The organism is Rhizobium redzepovicii, assembly GCF_019793435.1.
GTDB classification, from domain to species: domain Bacteria; phylum Pseudomonadota; class Alphaproteobacteria; order Rhizobiales; family Rhizobiaceae; genus Rhizobium; species Rhizobium redzepovicii.
Genome location: NZ_JAILYH010000001.1, coordinates 406614 through 431510 on the forward strand (window position 1 = coordinate 406614; position 24897 = coordinate 431510).

Consider the following 24897-nt stretch of genomic DNA (forward strand, 5'->3'; position numbering starts at 1 on the left):
AGGAGGGAACCCATGCCGAAATCCACTCTGCTGGCGGGCCTTGCCGCTTCGCTGCTGACGCTTGCCCCAGCCCATGCCGACAACTCCGGCGACCGCAAGGCGATGCTCGCCGCGCAGGCGGGGCTTGCCGCCGAACTGATCGACCGCACGCTGGCAAAGGAGGGGGCCGCCAATATCATGGTGTCGCCGGCAAGCCTTGCCGCAGCCCTCGGCCTTGCCAGCCTCGGCGCCTCCGCCGAAGGCAAGGCCGCAATCGCCAAGGGCCTCGGCTTCGGCAGCGAGGTGAAGGGGCCGGAAACGGTGCTTGCCGCCATGAGCCCGGAGAAGCCGGCAGCCGCGGATGCGCCTCTGGCGACGGCGGTTGCCATCGTCTTCGACGACAAGCTGGCGCTCGCCCCCGACGCGCTTTCCATGCTCGCCACCCACCGGATCAAACCTTCGATCGAAGATCTCGACGGACCGGCCTCGGTCGAGCATATCAATGGCTGGGTCAAAGAGACGACGCGGGGCGCCATTCCCCTCATGCTCGACGCGCCGCCCGGCGGCGGCTTCGTCAGCCTGGGCGCACTCTCCTTCAAGGCGCGCTGGAAGACCTCCTTCGAGAAAGAAAGCCCGGCAAGCCCCTTTAAGCGGCCGGACGGTTCGACGATTTCGGTGCCGATGATGCATCTTACAGGCGATGGGCAAAAATTCCGCTTCGACGAGAAATTCGCCGCCGTCGATCTTGCCTATGCGGGCGAAAGCTACAGCATGGTCGTGGTGGCGGCGCGCTCCGGCAAGGGGGTCGGCGGAGCCGACCTGAATGCCTTGACCTCCTGGCTGCAGGGGGAAAAATTCGAACCTGCCAAGGGTGAAATCTTCCTTCCCCGCTTTTCCCTGAGCGACGGGCGTGATTTGATGCCGGTGCTCAATCAGATGGGCCTGGCGGCCGGGAAGGCCAAGGATGCGGCTTTCCCGGGTTTCACCAAGGAAAACATTCGCTTGTCGCGCGTTCTTCAGAAGACGATGATCAAGCTCGACGAAAACGGCACGGAGGCGGCGGCAGCCACGGCAGCAATCACCGAACGCAGCATCGATCCGAAACTCGTTCGCGTCGTCGCCGATGCCCGTTTTGCCTTCGCGCTCAGGGATACAAGAACCGGCCTGGTGCTCGCCGCAGGTCTGATCGGCGATCCGCTTCTGGCAGGCGAATAAAATGCGGTTTCATGGAATGCCAATGATTGCAGGGGGACATGTGCATGAGAAGTGATCTGATCGCCCGCTACACGATCGGCGAGCCGGTCTATGAGAACGAGTTCATCGTCTATCCCGCCCAGGACAAGCGGATGGATCATGCGGTCTTCATCGTCGCCCCCGATGTGGCGCTGAAATTGGACAAGGCGCGTTTCGAGCGGGTCTGGACCTCCATCAACGAGGCGAAATCCTTGACCGCACGGCGCTTCGTCGAAATCGAGGATCTGATCCCGCCGTCGCCGGAAGATGACAATTTCTATATCGTCGAGAAGCGGCCGTCGAAGACGCTGCACCAGTATCTCGACGAAACCGAAATGGTGGCCTATGAGCGCGCCGCCGAAATCGGCCGCCACATCCTCGAGGGCCTGGCGACGCTGCACGGCGCCGGTTACGCTCATAATGCCCTGACGGACCAGTGCATCTATGTTTCCGAGGACTATTCCGGCCTGTCGGTCCGGATCGGCAATCTGCACCTGATCTCGAAGATCGGCGAGCACATCATCCCGCCCTATGTGCCGGAGTTCGGCGCGCCGGAGATCTATGCCAGCGGCACCTTCTCGGCCTCAACGGCCCTCGACATCTATGCAATGGGCATGATCGCCTACAAGCTCTTCCTGCCGCGCCAGACCTATAATAGCGTCTTCGACAGCGTCATGGTCTGGGAAGACGAGCACCAGCGCGAGCAGAGCTGGAAGAACATCCATCTCGATCCCTCCAACATCTTTCCCCGGCTCGACGTGCTGATCCCCGGCTTTCCCGAGGGTCTTGCAAGCCTGATCGAAAGGATGCTGAGCCGCGACCCGGCCCAGCGCCCGCGCACCGGCGCCGATGCGCTCGGCGAATACACGAGGGTGACGACAGGCATTCAGCCGATGTCCTGGGATCCGCGCGGCGGCATGCCGCAGCAGCCGGAGGTGCCGAAGCCGAAAAAATGGACGCCTGTCAAAATTTCGATGATCGCAGCGCTGCTGTTGATCTGCATCGGCGTCGGCGTCGTCACGATCCCGAAATTGCTCCGCCCGGATCCGAAACTCGTCGCTGATGTCAGCACCTGGAAGAAGGAAGCCGAAAGCCGCAAACAGAAGGCGATCGCCGCCAAGGCGCCGGAACGCCCGGCCAGCGACCAGGCCAAGCTTTCCTACGACACCGGTGCGGCGGCTCTGACCTCCGCCGATGCGCTGCTCAAGGATGAAGACTATGAAAAGGCCCTTCCGGGCTATCAAACTGCCGCCATCAATCTCGGCAATGCGCTGATCGCCATTTCGAAGGAGAATGCCGAGAAGGCGAAAGCGTCAGCCTCGGCTGCCGGCGGCGACAAGGCGCCGAGCTTTGCGGAGGCCGACGCCCGGATGAAGACTGCCGCCGAGAGTGCCGCCGCCAAGCAGATGCACGGCGCCATCGACAATTACGACGCATCGAAAACCGCTTTCGACGATCTTGCCAAGGCGCTGACCGCGCTGGCGGCAGCCGAAAAGAACGCGGCGGCAAAACGCGAAACCGTCAATCGCATCGGCGCCGGCGATAGCCCCGACGTCGCCAAGGCGAGCGGCCTGATGACCGATGCCAAGGCCAAGGCCGAGCAATGGCAGATGCCGGCGGCGACCTCGGGCTATGGCGACGCCGCCAAACTTTTCGACGCCCTCATCGCCGACGTCATGGCGGCAAAGGACGAGGCGACGGCGCTGAAGCTGAAGGTCGCCGATCTCAACGCCTCGATCGCCACCCGCGCCGGCGCGGCCGATCCAACGCTTGCCGCACTCGCGCCGAAAATCGGCGAGGCCGATGGCCGCTATAGCGCCGAGGCCTATAAGCTCGCCGTCGTCGCGTACAAACCGATCCTTGCCGATCTCGAGGCGCTGTCGGCGCGCGGCTTCTGCCCGGTTTCGCCGACCCTTGCCTTCGAGCAAGTGCCGGCAGGAAGTTATTCGCTGGAGAATGTCCGGCTGATGACCGCCTCGATGAAGGAGCTCGGCGGCATGCTCGGCGTCGCCAATGGCGCCGTGAAGGTCGAAAAATCCTTCTGCATGCAGGCAAAGGCCGTCACCCGCGCCGAGATGGCGGCCTATTACACCGCCAACTCCGATCCCGCCTCGGCACAGGCCTATGCCGACAACCCCGAGCAGCCGGCTGACGACGTGCCGCTTGCCGTGGCGCAGAACTATACCGCCTGGCTGTCGAAACAGCTGAACGCCCCCGTTCACCTGCCGTCGGCAACCGAATGGATGGCCAGTGCGACAAAGATGGAAACGGAAAAACTGCCCGACAATGGCGACATCCTCCTGCAATGGAGCGCCACCCCCTGCGAAGCCGGCGGCAACGTCGCCTTCATGGCGCAGGAAGGGTCGACCTTTGTCGTCTGCTCCGACGCATCGGCCGGCGGCATCTTCCGGGTCACCGCCGAATTGCGGTGACTGAACCGACGGGTGGAGATCGAAAGGGAAGAAATCCCGCATGCCTCAATCGGTGCAACACGTGTCGACGCAGCGTTTGAAAATGAGGTTGCAGGGCGCCCTTTTTCCTCATTCGGCAGCCTCGCGCTCAAGCGGTACGCTTCACGAAATTTCAATTCCAACTTTCATAAAATGCGCGTATATAAAAAGTGGGGATTGCAGTATTCCCGCCTTGAGGGGTCGAGGATAATGTGCTGGAACACATCAGCAACATTCACGCCGGTCGGTTTTGCTTTGCGAGGTCGGGCATCTCGCAAGATCGTATGGACGCTTGGAGACGCGGCGCGTCTCCTGATGAACGACTGGCCTTTCGATGACGGCGAAGAATATGTGGCTGCCGTGAAAGCCTGCGTCGACGCCATCAGCGGCAAAATTGCCCCGGAACAATTCCGCGAAGCGCTTCTGCGCGCGGCCGAAGAGGCCGGTATCGCCGCTCTCTGTCTGGTCCCGCAGGGTGTGGCAGCGCGACGACCGGACCTGCCGTCGAAGGCGCAAAGATAGCCCCGATTGGGACCTCACGTTTGCGCCAGCAGCCGACATCCAAGGATGGATTCATCACCGTTGTCGCCGGCCCGTAGGGCGGATGAGGGGGCCACACGGTACGACTTTCATTATCTCCAGCGATTTTAGCGACACCAAGGCCATATCCCTTACTGATCGGCCGGGGCTTCGCGGATCTGCATGATCTTGTCGATCAAGCCCCATTCCAATGCTTCTTGCGACGTCATGAAGCGGTCGCGGTCCATGGCGCGTTCAAAATCCTCATAGGAGCGCCCGCAATGTTCGGCGTAAAGCCGCGTCATACGCTGCTTTGTTTTCAGGATTTCCTCGGCGTGAATTTGCATATCGGTCGCCTGCCCCTGAAAGCCGCCTGATGGCTGGTGGATCAGGATGCTTGCATTTGGCAGGGCGGCCCGCTCGCCCGGCTCGCCCGCCATCAGGAGAAACGATCCCATGGAGCGAGCCGTGCCCATGCAGAGCGTGTGAACCGGCGCGCGGATGTAGCGCATGGTGTCGTACATGGCGAGGCCGCTGGTCACGACGCCGCCCGGCGAATTGATATAGAGGTAGATCGGCTTTTTGGGGTTTTCTGCTTCCAGAAACAGGAGCTGTGCGCAGACGAGGGCCGAAACGGTGTCGTTCACCTCGCCATTGAGGAAGACAATCCGCTCGCGCAGAAGCCGGGAATAAATATCGAATGATCGTTCTCCCCGGCTGGACTGTTCTACGACCATAGGGACGAGCTGCATCGCTTCGCGCATCGGCGACCTCCACTTCCAGATTTTTAGGGTGAGGCTCGCCGCGTCAGGCGGCGAGCATGAGGGGCGGACTGTTGCTGTTCGCCGGCGCTCTTGTCATTCCATCGAGTCTTGCATCCGTCAGTACGTGGACGATCCGAAGGCAGGTTCCGCCCGTGGCATTCGGGGTGATCGTGAACGTCACGGTGCTTTCAAGGAATGGTGGGCTGTCGTCGCGCAGCTTGTAGCGGACTTCTTGGCCGGGGGTGACGGCGATCGCATCGGAATCGGCCAATGCCTCCTTTGGCAACCACCTTTCCCGAAATTCGGGAATACTGAGCGCGCGCCAGACCTTGTGCGGCGGATCGCCCAAGTCAAATTCCAGCTCGACGCCGCTATCCTGCTCCTCGATCTTTTGTTTGTTCATTGATCCATGTCCTTCAGCAAGACCTTAAGAGCTGCGATGCGGTCGGGCCAATAGGCGCGATACTTCGCCAGCCATTGAGCGATCAGAGCCAGCCCCTCCGGATCGACTTCGTAGTTCACGAAACGCCCCTGCCGTTGTTCCCTCACGAGCTTTGCACTCCGCAGAACCGCAAGGTGTTGCGACATTGCCGGCTGGCTGATCTCCATGCCGTTGCGCAAGGCGCTGGCGTTCATGCTCCCTGCCGCCAGCTTCTCAAAGATCGCGCGGCGGGTCGGGTCTGCCAAAGCCCGGAAAAAGTCATTCTCGATCATGCCGACACATAAGCATACACTTATCTGATTTGCAAGCTTCTTTTCGTGGCGGCTTTCTGGTGTCGCTGCGAAGATAGCTCGTCAGTCGAGGGGCAAACCCGCCTTGGACATCACGTTTGCGCCCACAGCGGACGTCAGTTCATAAGCGACGTATGTCCGAGTTGGGGCCGAAGGAGACTGGCCGCGTCTGGAGAGCTAGCCAGAAATGCAGGCTTAGCGCAGTGCAGTTCGGGTCTCCCCCGGTGCCATTTCGCGAACAGAACTGGGCACTTCCGCCGAAGCCCCGCTCGACCCCATCAACAGACATTCAAGAACCGTCTGCTTTCCGTGGTACAGATTTCCGTGTCGTCCACCTCGACGCCGCCAGTCACAAAGAAGGCTACCGAGTCAATGGAGGTGGAGACCGCTTGGACATTACCTCTTGCGGCTTGTTGACTCACCCGCAGTTGAACAATAACTTGCTAATTTGGTCGTTGGGCTTGTCCTCACATGACAGATCAATTTCTTCAGCGTCGTCTCGCTGCCATCGTCGTTGCCGATGTGGTGGGATATTCACGCCTGATGGAGGCTGATGAAGTCGCAACGCTGGCGAACCTCAGGGAACTCCGTTCTGGCGTTATCGAGCCGGCTGTGACGCGCCACAACGGTCGCATCTTCAAGGTCATGGGCGACGGCTTCCTGATCGAATTCGGCAGCGCGGTGGACGCGGTCGAAGCAGCGCTGGAAATGCAGCGGGCCATCACGACTGTCGGGGCTTCCGGAGATCGACGACTACTTTTACGTGTAGGTGTCAATCTGGGAGATGTCATTGACGATGGTTCAGACGTCCTCGGCGACGGGGTAAATGTCGCGGCGCGCTTGGAGACGCAGGCCGCGCCGGGAGGTATCTGCATTTCAGCCGGCGTTCACGACGAGATCGTCGGCAAGATCGGCGACCGGTTCTTCGACGCAGGCGAACGCTACCTGAAGAACCTGACTCGCCCCGTCCACGTGTGGCATTGGCCGGATGCGCTGGAAAGCATATTGCCGCTGCCCGACTGTCCGTCGATCGCTGTATTGCCGTTCACGAACATGAGTGGGAATGAAGCTGACGCGCCTTTCGTCGACGGCTTGACTGAAGACCTGATTACCGACCTTTCCCGTACGGCCGGCCTGTTCGTCATCGCGCGCAATTCCGTCTACGGCTACAAGGGCAAGCCGGTCAACGTAAAGCTGGTCGCCCAGGAACTCGGCGTCCGCTACGTCCTGGAGGGGAGCGCCAGACGCGCAATGGGCCGTGTCCGCATCAACGCCCAACTGGTCGACACGGCTGACGGCGGGCACTTGTGGGCCGAGAGGTTCGACAGGACGGTGGAAGATGTTTTCGAATTGCAGGATGAAGTCAACGCCAAGATTGTCGAAGCCCTCGTCGGCCGGCTGACCATCCCGACGCCGCGCAATCGGCCGAAGAACTTTGAGGCCTACGACCTGTGTGTGCGCGCCCGCCTCCTGACGGAAGAGTCGCCGCAAACCGAGCGTGAGGCCTATATGCTGCTCCAGCGCGCGGTTAAGCTCGAGCCATCCTATGCCGAGGCGCTCGGTCTGCTCGCCTATAACCGTTGGCTTGCCTGGACTCATTTCGGCGAGCCCGAAGATCCTAACCGTGAGATGGCGACGACATCGGCGCAGAAGGCGGTCGAGCTGGATCCAAACGATGCCGGCTGCCGTTACGTTCTGGGGACCATTCTGGCCTATGAGCGGCGATGGGTGGAATCGGAGGCCGCCTTCGCAAAGGCCCTGGAGCTGGACCCCAACCACGCCGACACCTGGGCCGCCATGTCTGATATCTCAGTGCTGGACGGCAGGGTTGCCGAAGGACTGGCGCAGATCGAAAAAGCTCTGCGGCTCAATCCCTACCCACCCTGCTGGTATCTTTGCCATCTTGGGCAGGCGCAATACGCCGCGCGTGACTATGAGGCGGCAACCGCTACGCTCCGCAGGAAAGACACGTATCGTACCAACTCACGCAAATTCCTGGCTGCTGCGCTTGCGCAGTTGGGCCACGGTGAGGAGGCGCGGCGAGAAGCAGAATTGTTCCTGATCGCCCACCCTCATTTCACGATCGGCCATTGGCTCAGCTCCCAGCCGCTGCGCGATGCATCTGTACGAGACCACTTTGTCGACGGCTTCCGAAAGGCCGGCCTGCCTGAGTGATGCGGGACGTCTCTCAGGCATTGGATTTTGTGGAGCCTCCGGAAGCTGTGGGACGACTGCCGGCGATGGAATGCAATCACTCGGTGAGGCCAGCTTTGCGCAGTCCATCCACAATGCGCTCGAAATCGGCGGGGTTCTTGTAGGGCAGCACTTTGCGCCTGTGCTCCAGGGAATAATCGGGATTGATCCGGAAGACTTCCTCCCACTGCCCGCGAGCCTCCGCCAAGCAGCCCAAGTGACCATAGCTCGCCGCCAGCAACACACGTGAGATGTCGGTGGCTGGATTGCGGACTAGTCGTCGCTTCAGGAAGACAACGGCCTCCTCGTACCTGCCCAACTGGAACATCGCCTGCGCATGGAAGTGCAGAAAAATGTCTGGATAATATGGATTCAGGGCGATCGCCCGCTCGAAGCAGACGAGGGCCTCGTCGGATCTGCCCGCATAGTGCAGCGCGTTTCCGAGGCTCTCGTGGCCCTCGACAAGATTGGGAGCAAGCGCAATCGCGCGTTCAGCCTCGCGGATGGCCACGTCAAGTCGTCGCAGGTACAAGTTGACGACGGCCAGCGCCCAATGTGCGTACGGATACCGATCGTCGAGCGCCACCGCCAGCGTCGCAGCCTCGGTCGCCTGTTCCAGCGATTTCGACGGCGATCGGCTCCACTGGTTAACGTAGGCCAGCCCGTGCGTGACGGCGAGGAACGCGTGCGCCGGGGCGAATTTCGGGTCCAGATCGACGGCGCGCTGCAGCAATTGCCGGCCCTGAATGTTCTGCTCTCTCGTCAGCTGCCACATGTGTTCACGGCCCCGCAGGAAGCAGTCATAGGCTTCCAGATTTTGCGTCTGCTCGGTCGCGAGCCGCAGGTGGTCCCCGGCCGTCAGCTTGAGTTCCAGAGCGCCGACGATCTGCTGCGTGACGTCATCCTGCACTGCGAAGATATCGGTCAGGTCGCGATCGAAACGCTCCGCCCACTGATGCCCGCCGGTGGTGGCATCAATCAGCTGCGCGGTGATCCTCACCTTGTTGCCGGATTTGCGAACGCTTCCTTCCAGCACGTAGCGCACTTTGAGACTGTCGCCCACTTCCTGCACGTTCACATTCCGGCCCTTGAAGGTAAACGACGAGTTGCGAGCGATGACAAACAGCTGCGACAGCTTCGATAGAGCTGTGATGATGTCTTCCGAGATGCCGTCAGCGAAGTACTCCTGCTCGGCATCGCCGCTCATGTTGACGAATGGCAGCACGGCAATCGAGAGGTCCAACGGCAATGCGGCCGGCGCACGAGCAACGGCGGCGGCGGGCACTCCTGGCTTTACCTCCGCGGCGGTGCCGACCTGGAGCGAATAGATCCGGATCGGCTCGGCAATGTTCTTGAGTTGCGTGTTGCCGAGATCGCTGACGGAGAGATCGAGTCTCGCCCTGACTTGGCGATAGGCGTCCTCGGACAGGCAAATAGCGCCGGGGGCCGCGATACCCTCGAGACGCGAGGCGATGTTGACGCCGTCGCCCATCAGGTCGCCATCGAATTCCTCTACGACGTCCCCCAGATGGATGCCGATCCGGAACTCGATGCGCCGATCCTGCTGAACGCCGGCGTTGCGCTCGACCATGCCGTTCTGCACCTCGATGGCGCAGCGCACGGCATCGACAACGCTGCGGAATTCGACCAGCGCTCCGTCACCAGTGCGCTTGATGACACGGCCGTTGTGCACTGCGATGGTTGGATCGATCAGGTCGCTGCGCAGTGCCCGCAACCTTGCCAGGGTGCGATCTTCGTCCTCGCTGGCGAGCCGGCTGTATCCGACTACGTCCGCGGCCAGAATTGCGGCCAGCTTGCGATTCTCGCTCATAGAGCCGTCCCCCATCTCCACGATAGCAGGAAGACAGAGACAGGGGAACTTCTGCCCAGAGCGATCTCGGCTGAGATCAAGTTCTCTGGTGCATTTGCGACCTACAGCGTGTCCGTCGACGATGTCTGCTTTCGGGCCGGGAGCGGTCAACTGTCGCTGTCGCCTTGCCACTGATGTCGCAAATGTCGCGCCTCGACCCGAAGCGGCCCCTAACGCCCATCTAGGTAGCCGAAATTTTTTACGTCAGATTCTGGGGCATGTGGCGTCATTGCTGCTTCCTTGACGATTTACCTTCCATTAACATCCCTTCCGCACACAGAGGAGTTCCGCCATGAGCGAAGACGCCTTCAACATGTCGATCCGCAAGTTCCTGAAGGAAGTCGGCGTCACCTCGCAGCGCAAGATCGAGGAGACGGTGCGCAAGGGGCAGTTCGATGGCAAGACGTTGAAGGTCCGCATGACGCTAACGGCGGAAGGCACCGGCCTCAACCACGTGGTGGACGGCGAAATTGAACTTCCGTAGGCCGGGCGAAGCGATCGTGCGAACCGTCCGGCTGCCCCAAGTTCATGGCCCACGCCCGCGCGCAATCGAAGCATGGCCGCTCTGGACCGACTGCGGTTTTCCCCTTCGCGCCACAAGCGGCCAGAACTGGTCATACAAACAAGTGGTGAGCATTACTGATGCTCCGTTCAGCTCGGAAGATATTCCCGGCTCCAGCTCTCGCTGACGTCCCCGCTTGCGAACAACTGGCCAATGTCTGTTTCGCTATAGCCCAGTGCCAACAATATCTGTCGCGTCGACCCTCCGTACTTTTCTGCTGGCGGCAACGCAAAGACTTTTGCATCCGCCGGTCTGACACCATAGGGATCGAGATACGTGACCACATGACCGCTTGGATGGTCTTTGTAGGTCGAGAAGGAGTAAGTGCCGCGATCAATTCCCGGCTGACCGTCAGCTGACCGGGTCGACGAGGCGCGAATTGTCTCAATGTTATTACAGATCGACGCGCCGATATCTGCGGCATGGAAGCGCTCGATCCATATGGCCGCAGAAACGGTCGGAATGACGGTCTCAAGCGTTCGTTCCCATTCGCCGCTCGGCAGGCCAGGTAGCATTTCGAGCCCGGCCACATGCTGAAAACGGGTCAGGTCTTTCCGTGAGGCGGCAATCACGATCCAGGCATCCTTTGCCTGGTAGAGCTGATGCAAGGCATCATAGCCGCGTGCTGCAGGTCCGGACGGTTCGTTGAACTCCGCTCGTCCGGCATAATCGTAACAAAACGGCATCTGGGCGAGAGCGCTGAGTGCGGAGAGCGACGTCCGCGCTCGTCCAGCCTTCCCGGACTTGCGCTTCTGGTAGAGGGCCGCAGCAACCGCGAGCGCCGCACCGAAACCACACATCACGTCGATTGTGCCGACATGGGCATGTTCTTCCGGCGTCTGCATCGAGCCGCCGAAACGCAACATGATGCCCGTTGCCGCCTGCACGAGATCGTCATAGCCGAGGTAATCGGTGCGCGGCCCGCGACGCACGCCGCCAAAGCAATCAAGCTGGCAAAAAATGGCATCGGGGTTGAGACTGCGGAGGCCTTCGGCGTCCAGTCCCATGGACTTTACCTGCCGGTCTGTCGCGTTCCACACGATGATGTCCACGGACCGGACAAGCGCTTCGAATACCTTGCGGCCGTCGGCTGAGCCTATATCCAGAAGAACCGATTGCTTTCCCCGCATGTGGGTCATGCCGAAGATCACCGTGTTCCAGCAATCGAAGAACGGCGTAGCGGGATCGATCTTGATGACGTCGGCACCAAAACGCGAGAGATAGGAGACCGAGTGCGGCCCTGCAATCACGTTGCAAAGGTCGAGTACCCTGACACCTTCCAACCAGCCCGCTTTATCAGCAGGTACTGGCATTGGGTCCGGATGGGTCGGCTCGATGTCCCTCAATGCCGCCAGCGCCGCAGGAAACGCAACATCCCGGCGCGGGGACGGTGTCAGCATCGCTTCACCGCTTTCCTCAAGCCACGCCATCGGCCCCGGCTGCGTCATGCGGCCATAGACCGGGTCGTCGACTTCGATCATCAGTCCGGCCGCTTTGGCATGCTCATCGCCGATCCACTCTTTAAGCCATCGATGCGGTGCGCCCGGAAACTGGCCCTCGCCAAATATTATTTCCCATTCCGCCGCCGTCCGCGTCACGAAGACGCCCTTCATTCTAGCCGTGATCTTGTCGGCCCAGTATTTCGGTAGGGGATACACGCCCAGCGACACGTCTGAAGTCCATTCGTCAACTGGCAGATAGGTGTCCGGTTCTTCCCGTAGACCTTCGGCGATTAGTTCGTCATAGATGCCGAGGGTTTTGAGACAGCGTTTGGCATGCTGCTTGTGGCTCGGGCAGACGACGTAGAAGCTTCGACCGTCCTTGCATGGGTAGCTCCGGTAAAACGGATCGAGAAAGGCCTGGAGATCGTCATACGACACATCCATCGCCAGCCCAGCAGCCCGGCGGCGTTCGATCTCCTGCTCGCGCTGCGTTTGGTAGCGGAGTGGATAGTCCTCGATCTTGATGGAGTTGTAGGTTAGCCCCTCCATCACGGCGCTCGCCAGCGGGACTTCAATATGGTCGCCTCTGCCGGTACCCTGTCGGGCCTGCAGCGCCATGGCGGCTGCCGAAACAGCGATCATCGTTCCGTAGGCCGATGAGAGCGGGAGGGGAGAGAACGACGGGTTCACGCCCATAAGTACGCGGTTCAGCCCCATGTCGGTAAAGACGCCGGATGAGGCTGCAATGACCGCCTCGAACGCACGCCAGTCGCGCCGCAGCTCGTCGTCGGATGCGAACCCTGGGATCGACACGGTGATCAGATCGGGTCTCGCCGCACGCAAGGCGGTGAAGTCGATTCCGAGCCGCTTCATCACGCCGGGCCTGAAATTTTCGATGACCACATCGGCCTCAGCCACCAGCGCCAGCGCCTGCTGACGGCCCTCATCGGACTTGAGGTCGAGCTTCACGAGAAGCTTGTTTCGGTTCAATGTCGCGTTCGCCGGATTGTCCCACAGCGGACCGGACAGTGGATCGACGTGAACGACCGTCGCGCCGAAATCACCAAAAATCATGGCAACGGCGGGACCTGCAATATACTGGCCGAAATCGACGACCTTGATGCCGTGGAAGGGCAGCGCTTGACGGTTCATGGTTTTGTCTCGCTTCATTATGCAAACAGGGCCGAGTTTCAGGACGCCACCACTTTGCGGGCGTCCTCCAGGATCATGGACGCCGCCTTCTCGGCGATCATCAGTGTCGGCGAATTGGTGTTGCCACTGACGATGGTGGGCATGACGCTGGCATCGACCACGCGTAGTCCGTCGATACCGCGTACCTTCAGACGGTTGTCCACGACGGCCATCGGATCGCTGTCCGAGCCCATTTTCGCCGTACCCACAGGGTGGAAGATCGTGTTGGCAATGTCACCCGCGAGCTTGACCAGTTCGTCATAATCCTGGAATTGCGGTCCGGGCTTCCATTCCTGCGGCCTATATTTTTGTAGTGCTGGCATGCTGGCGATGACGCGAACCTGTCTCAGGCTGTCCACGGCCACCTTCCGGTCCTCTGCCGTCGCCAGATAATTGGGCGCGATCTCCGGAGCGTCTTCCATCCGTGCTGAGGTGATCCGAACGCTGCCGCGGCTCGTGGGATTGAGATTGCAGACACTGGCGGTCAGGGCCGGAAATCCATGCAACGGTTCTCCAAAGGCATCGAGGCTCAATGGCTGCACATGGTATTCCACATTAGCATGCGCTTGAGACGGATCGGACCGGGTAAAGGCACCCAGCTGCGACTTGCGCAGCAGCGCACCCGGCCCGATGCCGGACAGTTGCAGGATTTGTGGAGAGCCGACGGCTCCCGCCGAGAGGATGACGTCACGGCGGGACGCATACTCGACCTTTTGCCCGCGATGACGAACCGTCACACCTTTGCAGACCTTCCTTCCGGCTGCCTTGGCATCGATCACAAGACGTTCGACATGCGCCTCGGTCAGGATCGTCAGATTGGCCCGTTTGCGTACGGGGCGTAGGAAAGCCTTGGAGGCATTCCAGCGCCAGCCGGATCGCTGATTGACTTCGAAATATCCGACACCCTCGTTGTCGCCGCTGTTGAAATCGTCGGTTCTTGGAAACCCTGCTTCACCTGCAGCATCGGCAAAGGCCTCCAGCACATCCCAGCGAAGGCGCTGCATTTCGATCCGCCATTCACCACCGTGACCATGCGTGTCGGAAAATCGGCTGTTGCCGCCCGTTTCGGGGTCCGCGCCGCCATCCATGCGGTAATGGTCTTCATGGGCCTTGAAATAGGGCAGAACCTGATCCCATGACCAGCTGGCGTCTCCAGTTTCTGCAGCCCAGGCATCGTAGTCCCGTGCCTGTCCCCGCATATAGATCATTCCATTGATCGATGAGCTTCCACCAAGCGTCTTGCCTCTGGGATAGCGCAGTGAACGGCCGTTCAGACCCGGATCGGGAGCCGTTTTGTAGAGCCAGTCGGTGCGCGGATTGCCGATGCAATAAAGATAGCCGACGGGGATGTGTATCCAGGGATAGTTGTCCTTCTTGCCTGCTTCCAGAAGGAGGACGCGGCGCGACGGATCGCGGCTCAAGCGGTTGGCGAGCAGGCATCCGGCAGTGCCGCCGCCAATGACGATGTAATCGAAAGTCCGGTCGTCCATTCTTCCCATCCTGCCGTCGCAAACGCGTCTCTCCATGCGCTCTGGATCGCACGAAACGGCCACCTCCGAAAAGGCCGGAAAGTTTCATGGGGTCATTACTTTTTTCGATGAGTTTGTTAAAGTAGCCGGTCCCCGGATTGGAGCATAAACAATGCGAGACCTCCCGCCTCTAAAAGCGCTCCGAGTGTTCGAAAGCTGCGTGCGCCTGCGCAGCTTCACGAAGGCTGCCAGCGAAATGAATGTTGGCCAACCGGCAGTCAGCCATCAGATTCAGACATTGGAGAAAGATATCGGTCTAAGGCTGTTCGACCGCAATGCCACGGTTGCGACCCCGACGCCTGAGGGTATGGCGTATTACAACCGAATATCCGTTGCACTAGAGGATATCTCTCGTGCTACGGGTGCCTTGCGGCAGAAAGCCCGCAAACCCGGCCTTACTCTCTCGACCTATCCCGGTATCGCAATGTTCTGGCTGATGCCCAGGCTCTCGAAGTTGAAGCAGAGCGAACCCGACCTTGCTGTCAGGGTGACGACGGCGGAACGCGACAGCGACATTCCCCTCAATGATGTCGATTGTGCCATTCTCTTTGGTGATGGACACTGGGCGGGCCAGACAAGTCACCTGCTCATGCCGGAAGTGGTAGTGCCAGTCGCCGCGCCGTCACTCGCCTGTCGACTGCTGGACCAGCCACGATCAGCGCTACTTGAGAATGGTCCGCTTATTCACTTGGAGGACCGCGATCAAAGGTGGTTCAGCTGGCAAGACTGGCGCGAGGCGCGTGCTCCGGGCTCCGCCGTCATCGACGGTGGAATTGAGGTGACAAATCACGGCATCGCAATCCACGAGACGCTCATGGGCCACGGCATAGCGCTCGGATGGAAGGGTGTCATCGATGAGTTGCTCGCCAATGGACTGTTAGTCACACTGGACGACGAACCTCTCGTCTCTGACAGGGGCTATTACCTCGTAGGACCGGCCGCCTTCTTCAACTCGCGCATTGGTGCCAGGCTGCTGGCGGCACTGACAGCGGGCTTGACATATCACTTCAAGCGACCGTAGCTAAATGTCCGCTTAGGGGATAACTCCGCCATGGCTCAGATGCGCCGAAAGCCTAAGTCCGGGCGAAGCCAGGTGCCCCCAGCTTGCGGGCGGTGGATTCGCAGCAGCCAGTAGGTCAACCGGTCGCCCGACGCGGTCAACACGGAAGCCGCGTGCCGGCTCCCTGTCCAATAGCATGGCGGCGTCCCGCAGCTCGAGCCTTCGATGCTGCGGGTCGTCAATCAAGCCTCGGATTTCAACTTGCCGCCGACCGCCCAGGAATCCTTGGCGATCTCCGTTATCAGGATTTCCACCGATTCCGGCGGGCATGCCAGCGTTTCGACGGCGGCCTTGGTCGCTTCGCGGGCGAAGGCGCGTTTCTGATCGTCGGTGCGGCCGGGATGCATCTGCAGGTGAAGAATAGGCATGTTTTCTCCTTGGTCATGTTGGCAATGTCCGTCGCCTTTGGCGCGGGCATGACCACCATGTTGCAAATGCTGAGGTTGATAAATAGGCTCTGGGTATCGTCATTCAAAACCAACAGGTAGGCAATCATGGACAAGCTGGCCGGCATGGCGATGTTCGTCCGGGTCATCGACAACGGCAGTTTCGCGGCCGCCGCGGAGATCGCGCAAGTGTCGCCTGCCATGGTCGCCAAGCACATCAAGACCATCGAGACCCGGCTCGGGGCGAAGCTGATCCATCGCACCACGCGCCGCCATCAACTGACGGAGGTCGGCCAGCTCTATTACGAGCGCTGCAAACGCGCGCTGTCCGAAGTGGCGCTGGCCGAGGCTTCGGCGAGCGAGCTGCAATCGGCGCCGCGCGGCCGGCTTCGCGTGGTGGCACCCGTCAGCTTCGGGACGCAGATCCTGGTGCCGGCGCTGATCGATTACCAGAACGCCTATCCCGACGTCAGCATCGAGCTGTCGCTCGACAACAATGTCCATGACCTCGTCGGCGAGGGCTTCGAACTCGGCATCCACATCGGCCCGCTCTCCGACGACAGCCTGGTCGCCCGCCCGCTCACGCCCTACCGGCGGATTCTCGCTGCTTCGCCGGATTACCTTGCCCGCCATGGCCGGCCGGCTTCGCCCGAGGCACTGACCAACCATCTCTGCCTCGGCCATTCCTATTGGCGTATGCAGGATCGCTGGCATCTGGTCGGGCCGGGAGGCGAACTGCGTGACGTGTTAATCTCCGGAAAATTCTCCACCAACCAGGGGGCAGCCCTTCGCATGGCCGCGCTCAGCGGCGCAGGAATCGTTCTCCAGCCGGAACTGCTGCTCGCCACCGATATCGCCGAGGGACGGCTCGAGCAGGTGCTGCCGGAATGGTCCTACAAGCCTGTTCCGATGTCCCTCGTCTACGCGCCGAACCGCCGGCCGACAGCGATGCTGCGGACGGTGATCGATTTCCTGGTGGAACGGTTTGGCTAGTGAAGCTCGGTCGAGGCCGACGGCCGTTACAGTGCGGAGGCCTATAAGCTCGCGCTCTCAGCCTACAAGTCGATCTTTTCTGATCTCGAGGCGCTGTCGGCGCACGGCTTCGTGGACATTTGCCTTCGAGACAGTGCCGGCAGGAAGTTATTCGCTGGAGCACGTCCGGCGGCGGCATCTTCCGGATTACCGCCGAATTGCGTGAACGATCCGAAGGGTGAGAGCGGAACGGGAAAGCGGAATGCCGCATACACCGGGGCGGCATCATTTCGAGATTCGGGATCAAGTGGCATTGCGGGGCTATGGCCACTACACGCCACAGACGGCTGCGGGCAATTTCCGCTTTACGCGCCAGAAGCGGATGTGGCTCTCGCTCGAGGGGTGACCGATTTGTGGCCGAAGAATGAACCCGCTGCGCGCGGGAGGGCGTCTTGCAGTGTGCTGCGGCGCAGGGGCGAGTGGTGGCGAGATCGGTGATGTAACCAGGCGGCTCTCCAGAATAGCTGGTGCTCATACCGTCGGTCGTCTTCCCGGTCGGGAAGTTTAGCAACAAACGAGCGTTCTCTCACCGAACGGCAAGACCGCTATCGGCGGATACGTCTATCTTTGACTGTAGCTATCGGGCGTTCATTAGCGAATCCTGATGTTTGCCCTCGCCACGAACGCACATAAGGCGTACGTTTGCAGGTCGCTGGCTGGGACCTGATGGAGCCAGCGACTGAGAGCGGGAGGCGCCGCCTTAAGACATGGCGTGCTTCTAACTCGCCTCGTTCCGAGCGCTCTCAAGACTGCCCGCCTCGGCCGGCCTCTCCTTTGTGCGATTCCGGCCGCTGTGACTTTTATGCCTGGAGGAGAAATCAGCCTTTCACACTGGAGGAGAAACCATCATGTATGATCTTGCACGCCGCGAATTCATCGTTCAAGGCAGCGCAGCCGTCGCCGCACTGGCGGTCTTCACTTCACAGTTTGCCCAAGCCTTTCCAAGCCGGGCGGGTGAGACCGTGATCCCGTGGCTAGACCAGCCGCAGCCCAATCCCGTTCCGGCGGTCATCCAGAGCCAGCTTGTCTGGGAGGATATGGATTCATGGGTGACACCAAATGAGAAGTTCTTCAGCATCGCCCATTTTGATCGGCCAACCATTGATGCGAATGCCTGGAAACTGGAAATCGAAGGGTTAGTGAAGAAGCCTCTAAGCCTGTCGCTTGCCGACCTCAAGGCACGGCCGCGCCAGGAGGTGGTTTTCACGGTGGAATGTTCGGGCAATCACGGTTTTCCATTTTTTACCGGCGGCATTGGCAATGCCCGCTGGGCTGGCACACCGCTCGCCGCCATACTTGAAGAGGCAGGCGTGAAGGAAAACGGCATCGAAGTTGTTTTTTGGGGCACTGATGTCGGCGACATCGCTCTCAAGGACGATAATCGCGACGTCAAGATGCATCAGAATTTCGCCCGCAGCATGTCGCTCGCCGATGCGATGAGCCCCAATAACATCCTCTGCTACGAGATGAATGGGGTCGCCCTGCCGCCACCCAACGGTTCCCCGGTGCGGCTCATCGCACCCGGCTGGTATGGCATAGCCAACGTCAAGTGGCTCAAGCGCATCGAGATACGCAACACGCGCTTCATGAGTCTGTTGATGGGACGAGACTATGTCACCATCCGCGAAGAAGAGCACAATGGTGAGACCGTGTGGGCCGAGACCTCGGTCGGCCGTGCATTGCTGAAGTCCGCGCCTGCCAGAGTGACGCGTAGCGATGGCGGATACCGGATCAGCGGTGCAGCGTGGGGCGCTCCAATCGCCAAGGTCGAAGTGAAGGTTGATGATGGCCCATGGCTTGAAGCGACGATCGACCATGGTGAAGAAGCTGAATTCGCTTGGAAGGTGTGGTATCTCGACTGGAAAGACCCATCAAAGGGCGAGCACACGGTCACCTCGCGCGCCACTGACATGGCGGGACAAATCCAGCCTGCCATGGATGATCCCTGGATTACCAAGAAACATACTTACTGGGAAAGCAACGGCCAGGTCACGCGCCGCATCGGCATTGCTTGAGAAGGTCTACGAGCCGGCCATACACCTCAAGGAGGACCGATTTGACCTCATGCCGAACATGGGGTCATTTCGTCATTGCTGTCGAGCAAGCGTATTTCGCGTGCGCGGGACGAACTTCCGCTTTTAGGCGCGAAGCAGTCTTTAAGTGATCCAACCTTGGATGGCTTCCTTGGGCCGAAAGCGACGAATTGTCTCGGCGGAAAGTGCCCGAAGCGGGCACACCCATTGTTCTCCAGGTCATACCGATAGAAATCGCGGATAGCCATCGCATTTGCCGGTGATGGAAGGTGATCCCAATCTGGGAAATTGTCGTTATCGTCCGGATAAGACTTGCACCACAGCAGCCTCGGCCTCAGGCGACGGACCATCCACCGTCCACCAGCAGGTTGGCGCCGGTAATCAGGCTCGCAGCCGGCGATGCCAGGAAGACGACGGCACCCACCACATCATCGGTTTCACCGATCCGGCCGAGTGGAATGTGATCGAGCGTCGCTTTGCGATTGTCGGCATCGGAGAGAAAAGGTGCTGTACCATCGGTGTGGATGAAGGTCGGCGATACGGTGTTCACGGTGATATTATAGGCTGCCCATTCGGCGGCAAGGCAGCGCGTCAGGTGATTGATTGCCGCCTTGCTCATGCAATAGATGGCCTCGCCGCGCAGCGCCACGGTGCCGGCCTGTGAGCTGATGTTGATGATCCGGCCGCCATTGCGCTTGATCATCTGACGCCCCACTGCCTGCGTCATCAGAAAGGTGCCCTTGATGTTGACATCGAGGATCTCGTCAAGGTCCTTCTCCTCAACGAGTTCCGCAAGATTGCCGGGAGCCACACCGACATTGTTGATGAGGACGTCGATCCGGCCGAATGTACCAAGCGCTGCATCGACGGCTTGGGCGATATGGGCCTTGTTGGGAATATCCAGTTCAACAGCGAGAATTTTTCGTCCCAGCCCCTCGAGTTCGGCAACCAGTCCCGCCGACGCCGCGACATCGCGGACCCCCAGAACAATATCGGAGCCCGCTGCGGCACAGGCAAGCGCGCAAGCTCGACCGATCCCACGGCTCGCTCCCGTCACCAAAGTCACCTTGCCCTCAAGGCTGAAGTCCGGCGCATTCTTCTGCATGATCGTGCCTCCCTCGATGACATCAATTTATGACAGGGTCGCCGGGCGGATGCCAGATATTCCACAAATCACGGGGGTCGGAGAATGCAGCGCCAGGGTTCAAGAGAGCCCTCATCCTGACGCGCCCCGCAGGGGCCTCGAAGGACGAGGCGGGTGTGCCGACATCAGGCGCAACAAACCCAATCGCTGCCGGCTTCGCCCACAAGCAGACATGCCGTTTTGGCAGCTTTGCTAGTTGCGGCGCTTCGATGGGTGTAGACTGCCGGCACGATTGCATGGTCATGCAAGGCAACGATGATGGGCACCCCCGCGCTCGACCGGAAGCTGCTGGCGATCCTCGCGGCGGATATGGTCGGTTACTCCAAAGCGATGGAGGCCGATGAAGCCGGCACCATCAAGCGGCTGAAGGCGATCCGCGCCGAGCTGATCAATCCCGCTATCTCTGCGCGCCATGGCACCATTATCAAGCTGATGGGCGACGGCGCGCTCGTCGCCTTCGACAGCGTGGTGGATGCGGTTGCCTGCGCCGCGGAGTTTCAAAATGCCGTGGCGGCGCGCAACGCCGAGCTGCCGCAGCCGGAGCGCATCATCTTCCGCGTCGGCATCAATCTCGGCGATGTCGCCCTGGTGGATGGCGATCTCTATGGCGATGGGGTGAATGTCGCCGCGCGGCTGGAGCATTTGGCCGAGCCTGGCGGGGTGGTGGTGTCAGGCACGGCATACGATCATCTCCAGGGCAAACTCGACTGGCCGCTCGATTTCGCCGGCGAGCAGCAGGTCAAGAACATCAGCCGCCCGGTGCGGATGTATCGGCTGAGGCTCGACGGCAAACGGGCGCGTCGCCCGCTCCGCGCCATGATGCCGCGCTGGACCAGGATGGCTGCGGCAGCGATCGTGGCGCTGGCTCTTGCAGGCGGCGGGGCCGCCTGGTGGTTTCTCCAGCCCGAACCTCAGAGCGGCAAGCCGTCGGTGGCGGTGCTGCCCTTCGACAATTTCGGCGGCGACGAGGCGAGCGGGCGTCTGGCCGATGGCCTGACCGAGGACATCATCACCGACCTCGCGCGGTTTCCCGAATTCGAGGTGGTGGCGCGGAATTCGACGGAAGTTTACAAAGGCAAGCCGGTGGATGCCCGCCAGGTCGCAACTGCGCTCCATGTCGGCTTCGTCTTGGAAGGCTCGATCCAGCGGCAGAGCGGCCGGGTGCGGATCACCGCACAGTTGATCGATGCAAAAACCGGCCATCATCTTTGGTCGGAGAATTGGGATCGGCCCGCCGAGGACGTGTTCGCCGTTCAAACCGAAATCGCCGAGCAGGTCGCCAACCGCCTCGGCGGCGGCGTAGGGCTGATTCAAGAGGCCGGGCGGGCCGCCGCCAAACGCAAACGGCCTGAAAACCTGAATGCCTATGATTATTATCTGCTCGGCTCCGAGAAGATCGAAAAGCTCACCAAAGCCGATGACGAGGAGGCGATCACCTTTCTCAACCGCGCTGTCGCGCTGGACCCCGGGCTGGCGCGGGCCTGGGTAGAGCTTTACCACGCTCATGATCTGATGGGCGTGTTCGGCGCCGATCCCGAGGGCAACCGCAAGCTGGCCGCCGATGTGGCCGAACGCGCCGTGCGGCTTGATCCGAGCGACGCCGAAGCCCATGCGGTGTTCGGCATGAGCCTTGCCAACAAGGGCGACATGGGCCGCGCCAAGTCCGAATTCGACACGGCCCTTCGCCTGGCTCCGGGCTCGTCCGAAATCCTGACCTTTTACAGCGGCTTTGCCGCCCGCTTCAACGAGCCGGAACGCGGTGCTCAAATGGTCGACAAGGTTATGCGGCTCGACCCGAACTATCCGATGTGGGCGTCCAATTTCTTCGCACCTGCCTATTTCATGGCGGGGCGGTATCAGGACGCGGTGACGATGCTGGAGCGCATGACGCCCAACAACTACCAGAGATGGACCTGGGTGGTGCGCAGCAGCTCGCTTGCGGCGCTGGGCCGAGCCGACGAGGCGAAGGCTTCGGCCACGGAAGCTCTCAAACAGCACCCCGAGGTGACCGTCGAAAGCATGATCAACGAACCCGGCCTCAGCGCAATCGAGCGCAACCGCTTCATAGAGACAATGCCGCTCGCCGGCTTCCCGGCATGCGCCAGGCCCGAGGCACTGGCAAACCTCGCCAAACCGGTGCGGCTGCTGGAATGCGAGGCGAAGGCGAAGCCTCTCGGCCAGCCATAAAACAGCTCTGCAACGCGCGCCACTCCAAGAGAGCCCCATCCTGAGGTGTCCCACAGGGCCTCGAATGGAGGGCGGGTCAGGCGTTGATACACGCAAGAAGCAGCGTTGCTGCTTGCTTCGAGGCTTCGCCCTTTCGGGCTGCGCACCTCAAGCATGAGGACGTTGGAGGATGCCGCGCCCCAATAATCGCCGAGCCTGACTTACTCCAGGCCCGCCAGTCGCAAGCCCTCGATGTATCTGGCGCGGTCCTCCGCTCGGATTAGCGGGTGGTATTTCTCGACCCAGGCGATGCTGAGGTTTGGCTGCAGGCGCTTGCACTCGGCGAGACCCTGTCGTGCAACTTCCAAATCACCAGTGAGGCCCGCGGCTGCCGTCAGCGTCCGCCAGGCAGTACCGAAGTCGGGCCGTAGTTGAACAGCACGCCGCTCGGCAGTAACCGCGTCGGCGTAGCGGCCCGCGATCAGATGGCATAGGCCTTCGATCGATAAATTCGCGGGCTGCGCGAAGTCGCGGGGGCTCAGTCGACTCGCGATTTCCAGCTGGCGATAACCCTCTTCCGCAAGCCCTGCATAAGCGTAGGTGACGGCCAAAATGACGCGCGCCAGTGCGAAGCACGGGTTGCGTTGCAAAGATTCATTGAGTTCTTCAACTGCTGGGCCGAAGCGCCGCGTAAAGGTAAAGATATAGGCGGCGGCCAGATGTCCCCAGGGATCGTCTGGATCGAGGTCGATCGCCCGTTGGGCAAGAATCAATCCGTCAGATACGCCGCGCTCGAAATCCATATTGCCGAGTGCAACCCGCGTGGCGAAAATCCAAGCGAGCAGACTACGCGCCCGCGCATAACCGGGGTCAAGTTCGATAGCCCGCTTCAGCAGTGCTATCCCCGTGTCGTCTTTTTGCGAAACCCATGTCCAGATATAGGGCATTGCTCGCACGACACAGCCCCAGGCGTCGAGGCTCTCCGGCGGCTTGCTCTGCAGGCGAAGGTTCTCGGCGGCGTAGAGCTGTGGCTCAATCGCTGCGGCAACATTGGCGGTGATCTCGTCCTGCAGCGCAAAGATGTCGGAGATAGGCCGATCGTAGTGCTCCGCCCAAATGTGGTTGTCGCTGGTCGCGTCAGCAAGGTGACCAGTGACCCGTAGACGATCCCCTGCCTTGCGAACGCTGCCTCCCAGGACGTAGCGAACGCCAAGTTCACGAGCGACCTGACGGCTGCTCACTGCCTTGCCCTTGAAAGCGAAGGTCGAATTGCGCGCGATGACGAGGACGCCTCGCGCCTTCGACAAGGCGGTGATGATGTCTTCGGTTATGCCATCACCAAAATACTCCTGTTCCGGGTCGCCGCTCATGTTCTGGAATGGCAGAACAGCAATCGACGGTTTGCCGAGTGACGTGGCCTGCCCGGATGGGCCGACTGTGGGAGGGTTCACAACCCGCACCCTAAAAGCGCGGACCGGATGCTCGATGTTCTTCAGTGCCTGCTCACCCATATCGTCGAAGGCATAGTCAACTTTCCCCGCCGCATCGTCCCGCACGCGGGCCGAAACGCAGATACCGCCGGGTTCGGCTATGCCTTCGAGCCGTGCGGTGATGTTGACGCCGTCACCGAAAATGTCACCATCTTGCTCCAGGATATCTCCGACATTGATGCCGATACGGAAATCCATGCGCATACCCTCGGCCTCGCTGGCGTTGCGACTGGCCATAAGAGTTTGCACTTCGACCGCGCATCGAACTGCATCAATGACGCTCGCGAACTGTGCGAGCAATCCATCACCAGTGGTTTTGACAATACCGCCGCCATTCCTCAGGATAACCGGATCAAGAACGTCGCGGCGATGCATGGTCAGCCGGGAAAGGGTGCCCTCCTCATCAATACCCACAAGGCGGCTATAGCCAGCCACATCGGCGGCGAAAATAGCGCAAAGCCTGCGTTTGGCCTGACCCGTTGGCACCCCCCATCTCCCTTCGGCGGAGATCATACACCGACTCCAAACGGTGTGCGAGCATGCCGCGTTTTTCACTTGCGCCGAGGTCAAGCTCTACCGCTTGGGATTTGGTGGCAACATCTGCTTAGGCCGACAGTGGTCAGCGGCGCGCGAGGTCCCGAGCAGCGACACGAGACCGGCTGTCAACGCTTGGCAGGCGGCTTCACAGCCGCCCGCCGCTGCAGCGCAAAGCGCGCGCCGCCGGGCAGTTGATGTCGAGAACCAGATCATAGGTCTGCTGGTAAAGCGTCTGCGCCAGCGTTTGTTGCCGCGGTTTTCCGAGGCGAGTGCTGCAAGTGCGGTGCGTTTGTACGCCTCGACGATCGGTTCGAGTGCCTTTGCCAGCGCGGCGTCGTCCGACGGCTCGGCCGCCGCATAGGCTGCATCGCCATCGAGCGCAACCGCTTGATAGAGACAATGCCGCTCGCCAGCTTCCCGGCATGCACCAAGCCCTAAGCGCTGGCAAACCAAACCTGTGCGACTGCCGCAATGCGTGGTGGGGAAACGAGGCCTCTCGGCCAGCCATACAACAGCCCTGCAACGCACCGCGCCCCGGTGCCGGCGAGCGGCCCTCCGTAGCGACTGCTTTTCTCCCCGTGAACT

General features: G+C 60.8%; 18 protein-coding genes and 1 pseudogene. 9 read left to right on the forward strand and 10 right to left on the reverse strand.

Annotated elements, in window-relative coordinates:
• The first annotated feature begins 12 nt into the window (after window positions 1-12).
• From K6N12_RS01895 to K6N12_RS01905, 3 genes are all read left to right on the forward strand, one after another.
• Window positions 13-1194 carry a serpin family protein gene (locus tag K6N12_RS01895; RefSeq protein ID WP_222148635.1) on the forward strand — a complete coding sequence of 394 codons (1182 nt, stop codon included), beginning with the start codon at window positions 13-15 and terminating at the stop codon, window positions 1192-1194.
• Window positions 1195-1238: 44 nt separating this feature from the next.
• Complete coding sequence (locus K6N12_RS01900) at window positions 1239-3644, forward strand: protein kinase domain-containing protein (RefSeq protein ID WP_222148636.1); 2406 nt, start codon at window positions 1239-1241, stop codon at window positions 3642-3644.
• Between the two features lie 228 nt (window positions 3645-3872).
• Window positions 3873-4184 carry a DUF982 domain-containing protein gene (locus tag K6N12_RS01905; RefSeq protein ID WP_183778300.1) on the forward strand — a complete coding sequence of 104 codons (312 nt, stop codon included), beginning with the start codon at window positions 3873-3875 and terminating at the stop codon, window positions 4182-4184.
• Between the two features lie 149 nt (window positions 4185-4333).
• Here the strand turns inward: K6N12_RS01905 and K6N12_RS01910 are convergent, their stop codons facing one another.
• The 3 genes from K6N12_RS01910 to K6N12_RS01920 are packed head-to-tail and all read right to left on the reverse strand — an operon-like array spanning window position 4334 to window position 5659.
• On the reverse strand, window positions 4334-4945 hold the full coding sequence (locus K6N12_RS01910; RefSeq protein ID WP_088940766.1) for an ATP-dependent Clp protease proteolytic subunit: 612 nt from the start codon (window positions 4943-4945) through the stop codon (window positions 4334-4336).
• A 43-nt stretch (window positions 4946-4988) separates the two neighbouring features.
• Window positions 4989-5348, reverse strand: coding sequence for an SRPBCC family protein (locus K6N12_RS01915; RefSeq protein ID WP_183777820.1), 360 nt, complete (start codon window positions 5346-5348; stop codon window positions 4989-4991).
• Window positions 5345-5659 carry an ArsR/SmtB family transcription factor gene (locus K6N12_RS01920; RefSeq protein ID WP_012555415.1) on the reverse strand — a complete coding sequence of 105 codons (315 nt, stop codon included), beginning with the start codon at window positions 5657-5659 and terminating at the stop codon, window positions 5345-5347. The genes K6N12_RS01915 and K6N12_RS01920 overlap by 4 nt, the downstream gene beginning before the upstream one ends.
• 489 nt (window positions 5660-6148) lie before the next feature.
• Between K6N12_RS01920 and K6N12_RS01925 the strand changes: the two genes are divergently transcribed.
• A complete protein-coding gene (locus K6N12_RS01925) occupies window positions 6149-7852 on the forward strand; it encodes an adenylate/guanylate cyclase domain-containing protein (protein WP_222148637.1) in 1704 nt (567 codons plus the stop codon).
• Between the two features lie 76 nt (window positions 7853-7928).
• Here K6N12_RS01925 and K6N12_RS01930 read toward each other — a convergent pair whose 3' ends face one another.
• Window positions 7929-9701, reverse strand: a complete 1773-nt coding sequence (locus tag K6N12_RS01930; RefSeq protein ID WP_183777818.1) for an adenylate/guanylate cyclase domain-containing protein — start codon at window positions 9699-9701, stop codon at window positions 7929-7931.
• A 331-nt stretch (window positions 9702-10032) separates the two neighbouring features.
• Here K6N12_RS01930 and K6N12_RS01935 point away from each other — a divergent pair, with 331 nt between their 5' ends.
• Window positions 10033-10224 (forward strand): DUF6494 family protein, encoded by a 192-nt coding sequence (locus tag K6N12_RS01935; protein WP_097625710.1) that lies wholly within the window; start codon window positions 10033-10035, stop codon window positions 10222-10224.
• A gap of 167 nt (window positions 10225-10391) precedes the next feature.
• Here K6N12_RS01935 and K6N12_RS01940 read toward each other — a convergent pair whose 3' ends face one another.
• Window positions 10392-12896 (reverse strand): CoA transferase, encoded by a 2505-nt coding sequence (locus K6N12_RS01940; protein WP_246645358.1) that lies wholly within the window; start codon window positions 12894-12896, stop codon window positions 10392-10394.
• Between the two features lie 38 nt (window positions 12897-12934).
• Window positions 12935-14425 carry a GMC family oxidoreductase gene (locus tag K6N12_RS01945; protein ID WP_222148639.1) on the reverse strand — a complete coding sequence of 497 codons (1491 nt, stop codon included), beginning with the start codon at window positions 14423-14425 and terminating at the stop codon, window positions 12935-12937.
• A gap of 151 nt (window positions 14426-14576) precedes the next feature.
• Between K6N12_RS01945 and K6N12_RS01950 the strand changes: the two genes are divergently transcribed.
• Window positions 14577-15485, forward strand: coding sequence for a LysR family transcriptional regulator (locus K6N12_RS01950; RefSeq protein WP_183854762.1), 909 nt, complete (start codon window positions 14577-14579; stop codon window positions 15483-15485).
• A gap of 221 nt (window positions 15486-15706) precedes the next feature.
• On the opposite strand, the gene K6N12_RS01955 is transcribed toward K6N12_RS01950, so the two are convergent.
• Entirely contained in the window at window positions 15707-15892 is a 186-nt protein-coding gene (locus tag K6N12_RS01955; protein ID WP_003594927.1) for a 4-oxalocrotonate tautomerase, read from the reverse strand.
• 126 nt (window positions 15893-16018) lie between these two features.
• On the opposite strand from K6N12_RS01955, the gene K6N12_RS01960 reads away from it, so the two are divergent.
• Window positions 16019-16903 (forward strand): LysR family transcriptional regulator, encoded by an 885-nt coding sequence (locus tag K6N12_RS01960; RefSeq protein WP_222148640.1) that lies wholly within the window; start codon window positions 16019-16021, stop codon window positions 16901-16903.
• 887 nt (window positions 16904-17790) lie between these two features.
• Window positions 17791-18957 (forward strand): sulfite oxidase, encoded by a 1167-nt coding sequence (locus K6N12_RS01965; RefSeq protein ID WP_222148641.1) that lies wholly within the window; start codon window positions 17791-17793, stop codon window positions 18955-18957.
• A 352-nt stretch (window positions 18958-19309) separates the two neighbouring features.
• On the opposite strand, the gene K6N12_RS01970 is transcribed toward K6N12_RS01965, so the two are convergent.
• Complete coding sequence (locus K6N12_RS01970; RefSeq protein ID WP_097625715.1) at window positions 19310-20080, reverse strand: SDR family NAD(P)-dependent oxidoreductase; 771 nt, start codon at window positions 20078-20080, stop codon at window positions 19310-19312.
• 297 nt (window positions 20081-20377) lie between these two features.
• Here K6N12_RS01970 and K6N12_RS01975 point away from each other — a divergent pair, with 297 nt between their 5' ends.
• Window positions 20378-22306, forward strand: a complete 1929-nt coding sequence (locus K6N12_RS01975) for an adenylate/guanylate cyclase domain-containing protein (protein WP_222148671.1) — start codon at window positions 20378-20380, stop codon at window positions 22304-22306.
• 200 nt (window positions 22307-22506) lie between these two features.
• Here the strand turns inward: K6N12_RS01975 and K6N12_RS01980 are convergent, their stop codons facing one another.
• Both K6N12_RS01980 and K6N12_RS01985 read right to left on the reverse strand, forming a co-directional pair.
• On the reverse strand, window positions 22507-24288 hold the full coding sequence (locus K6N12_RS01980; protein ID WP_097625717.1) for an adenylate/guanylate cyclase domain-containing protein: 1782 nt from the start codon (window positions 24286-24288) through the stop codon (window positions 22507-22509).
• A gap of 149 nt (window positions 24289-24437) precedes the next feature.
• Window positions 24438-24696: pseudogene (locus K6N12_RS01985) on the reverse strand (FHA domain-containing protein); the annotation flags it as partial.
• Window positions 24697-24897: the final 201 nt, after the last annotated feature.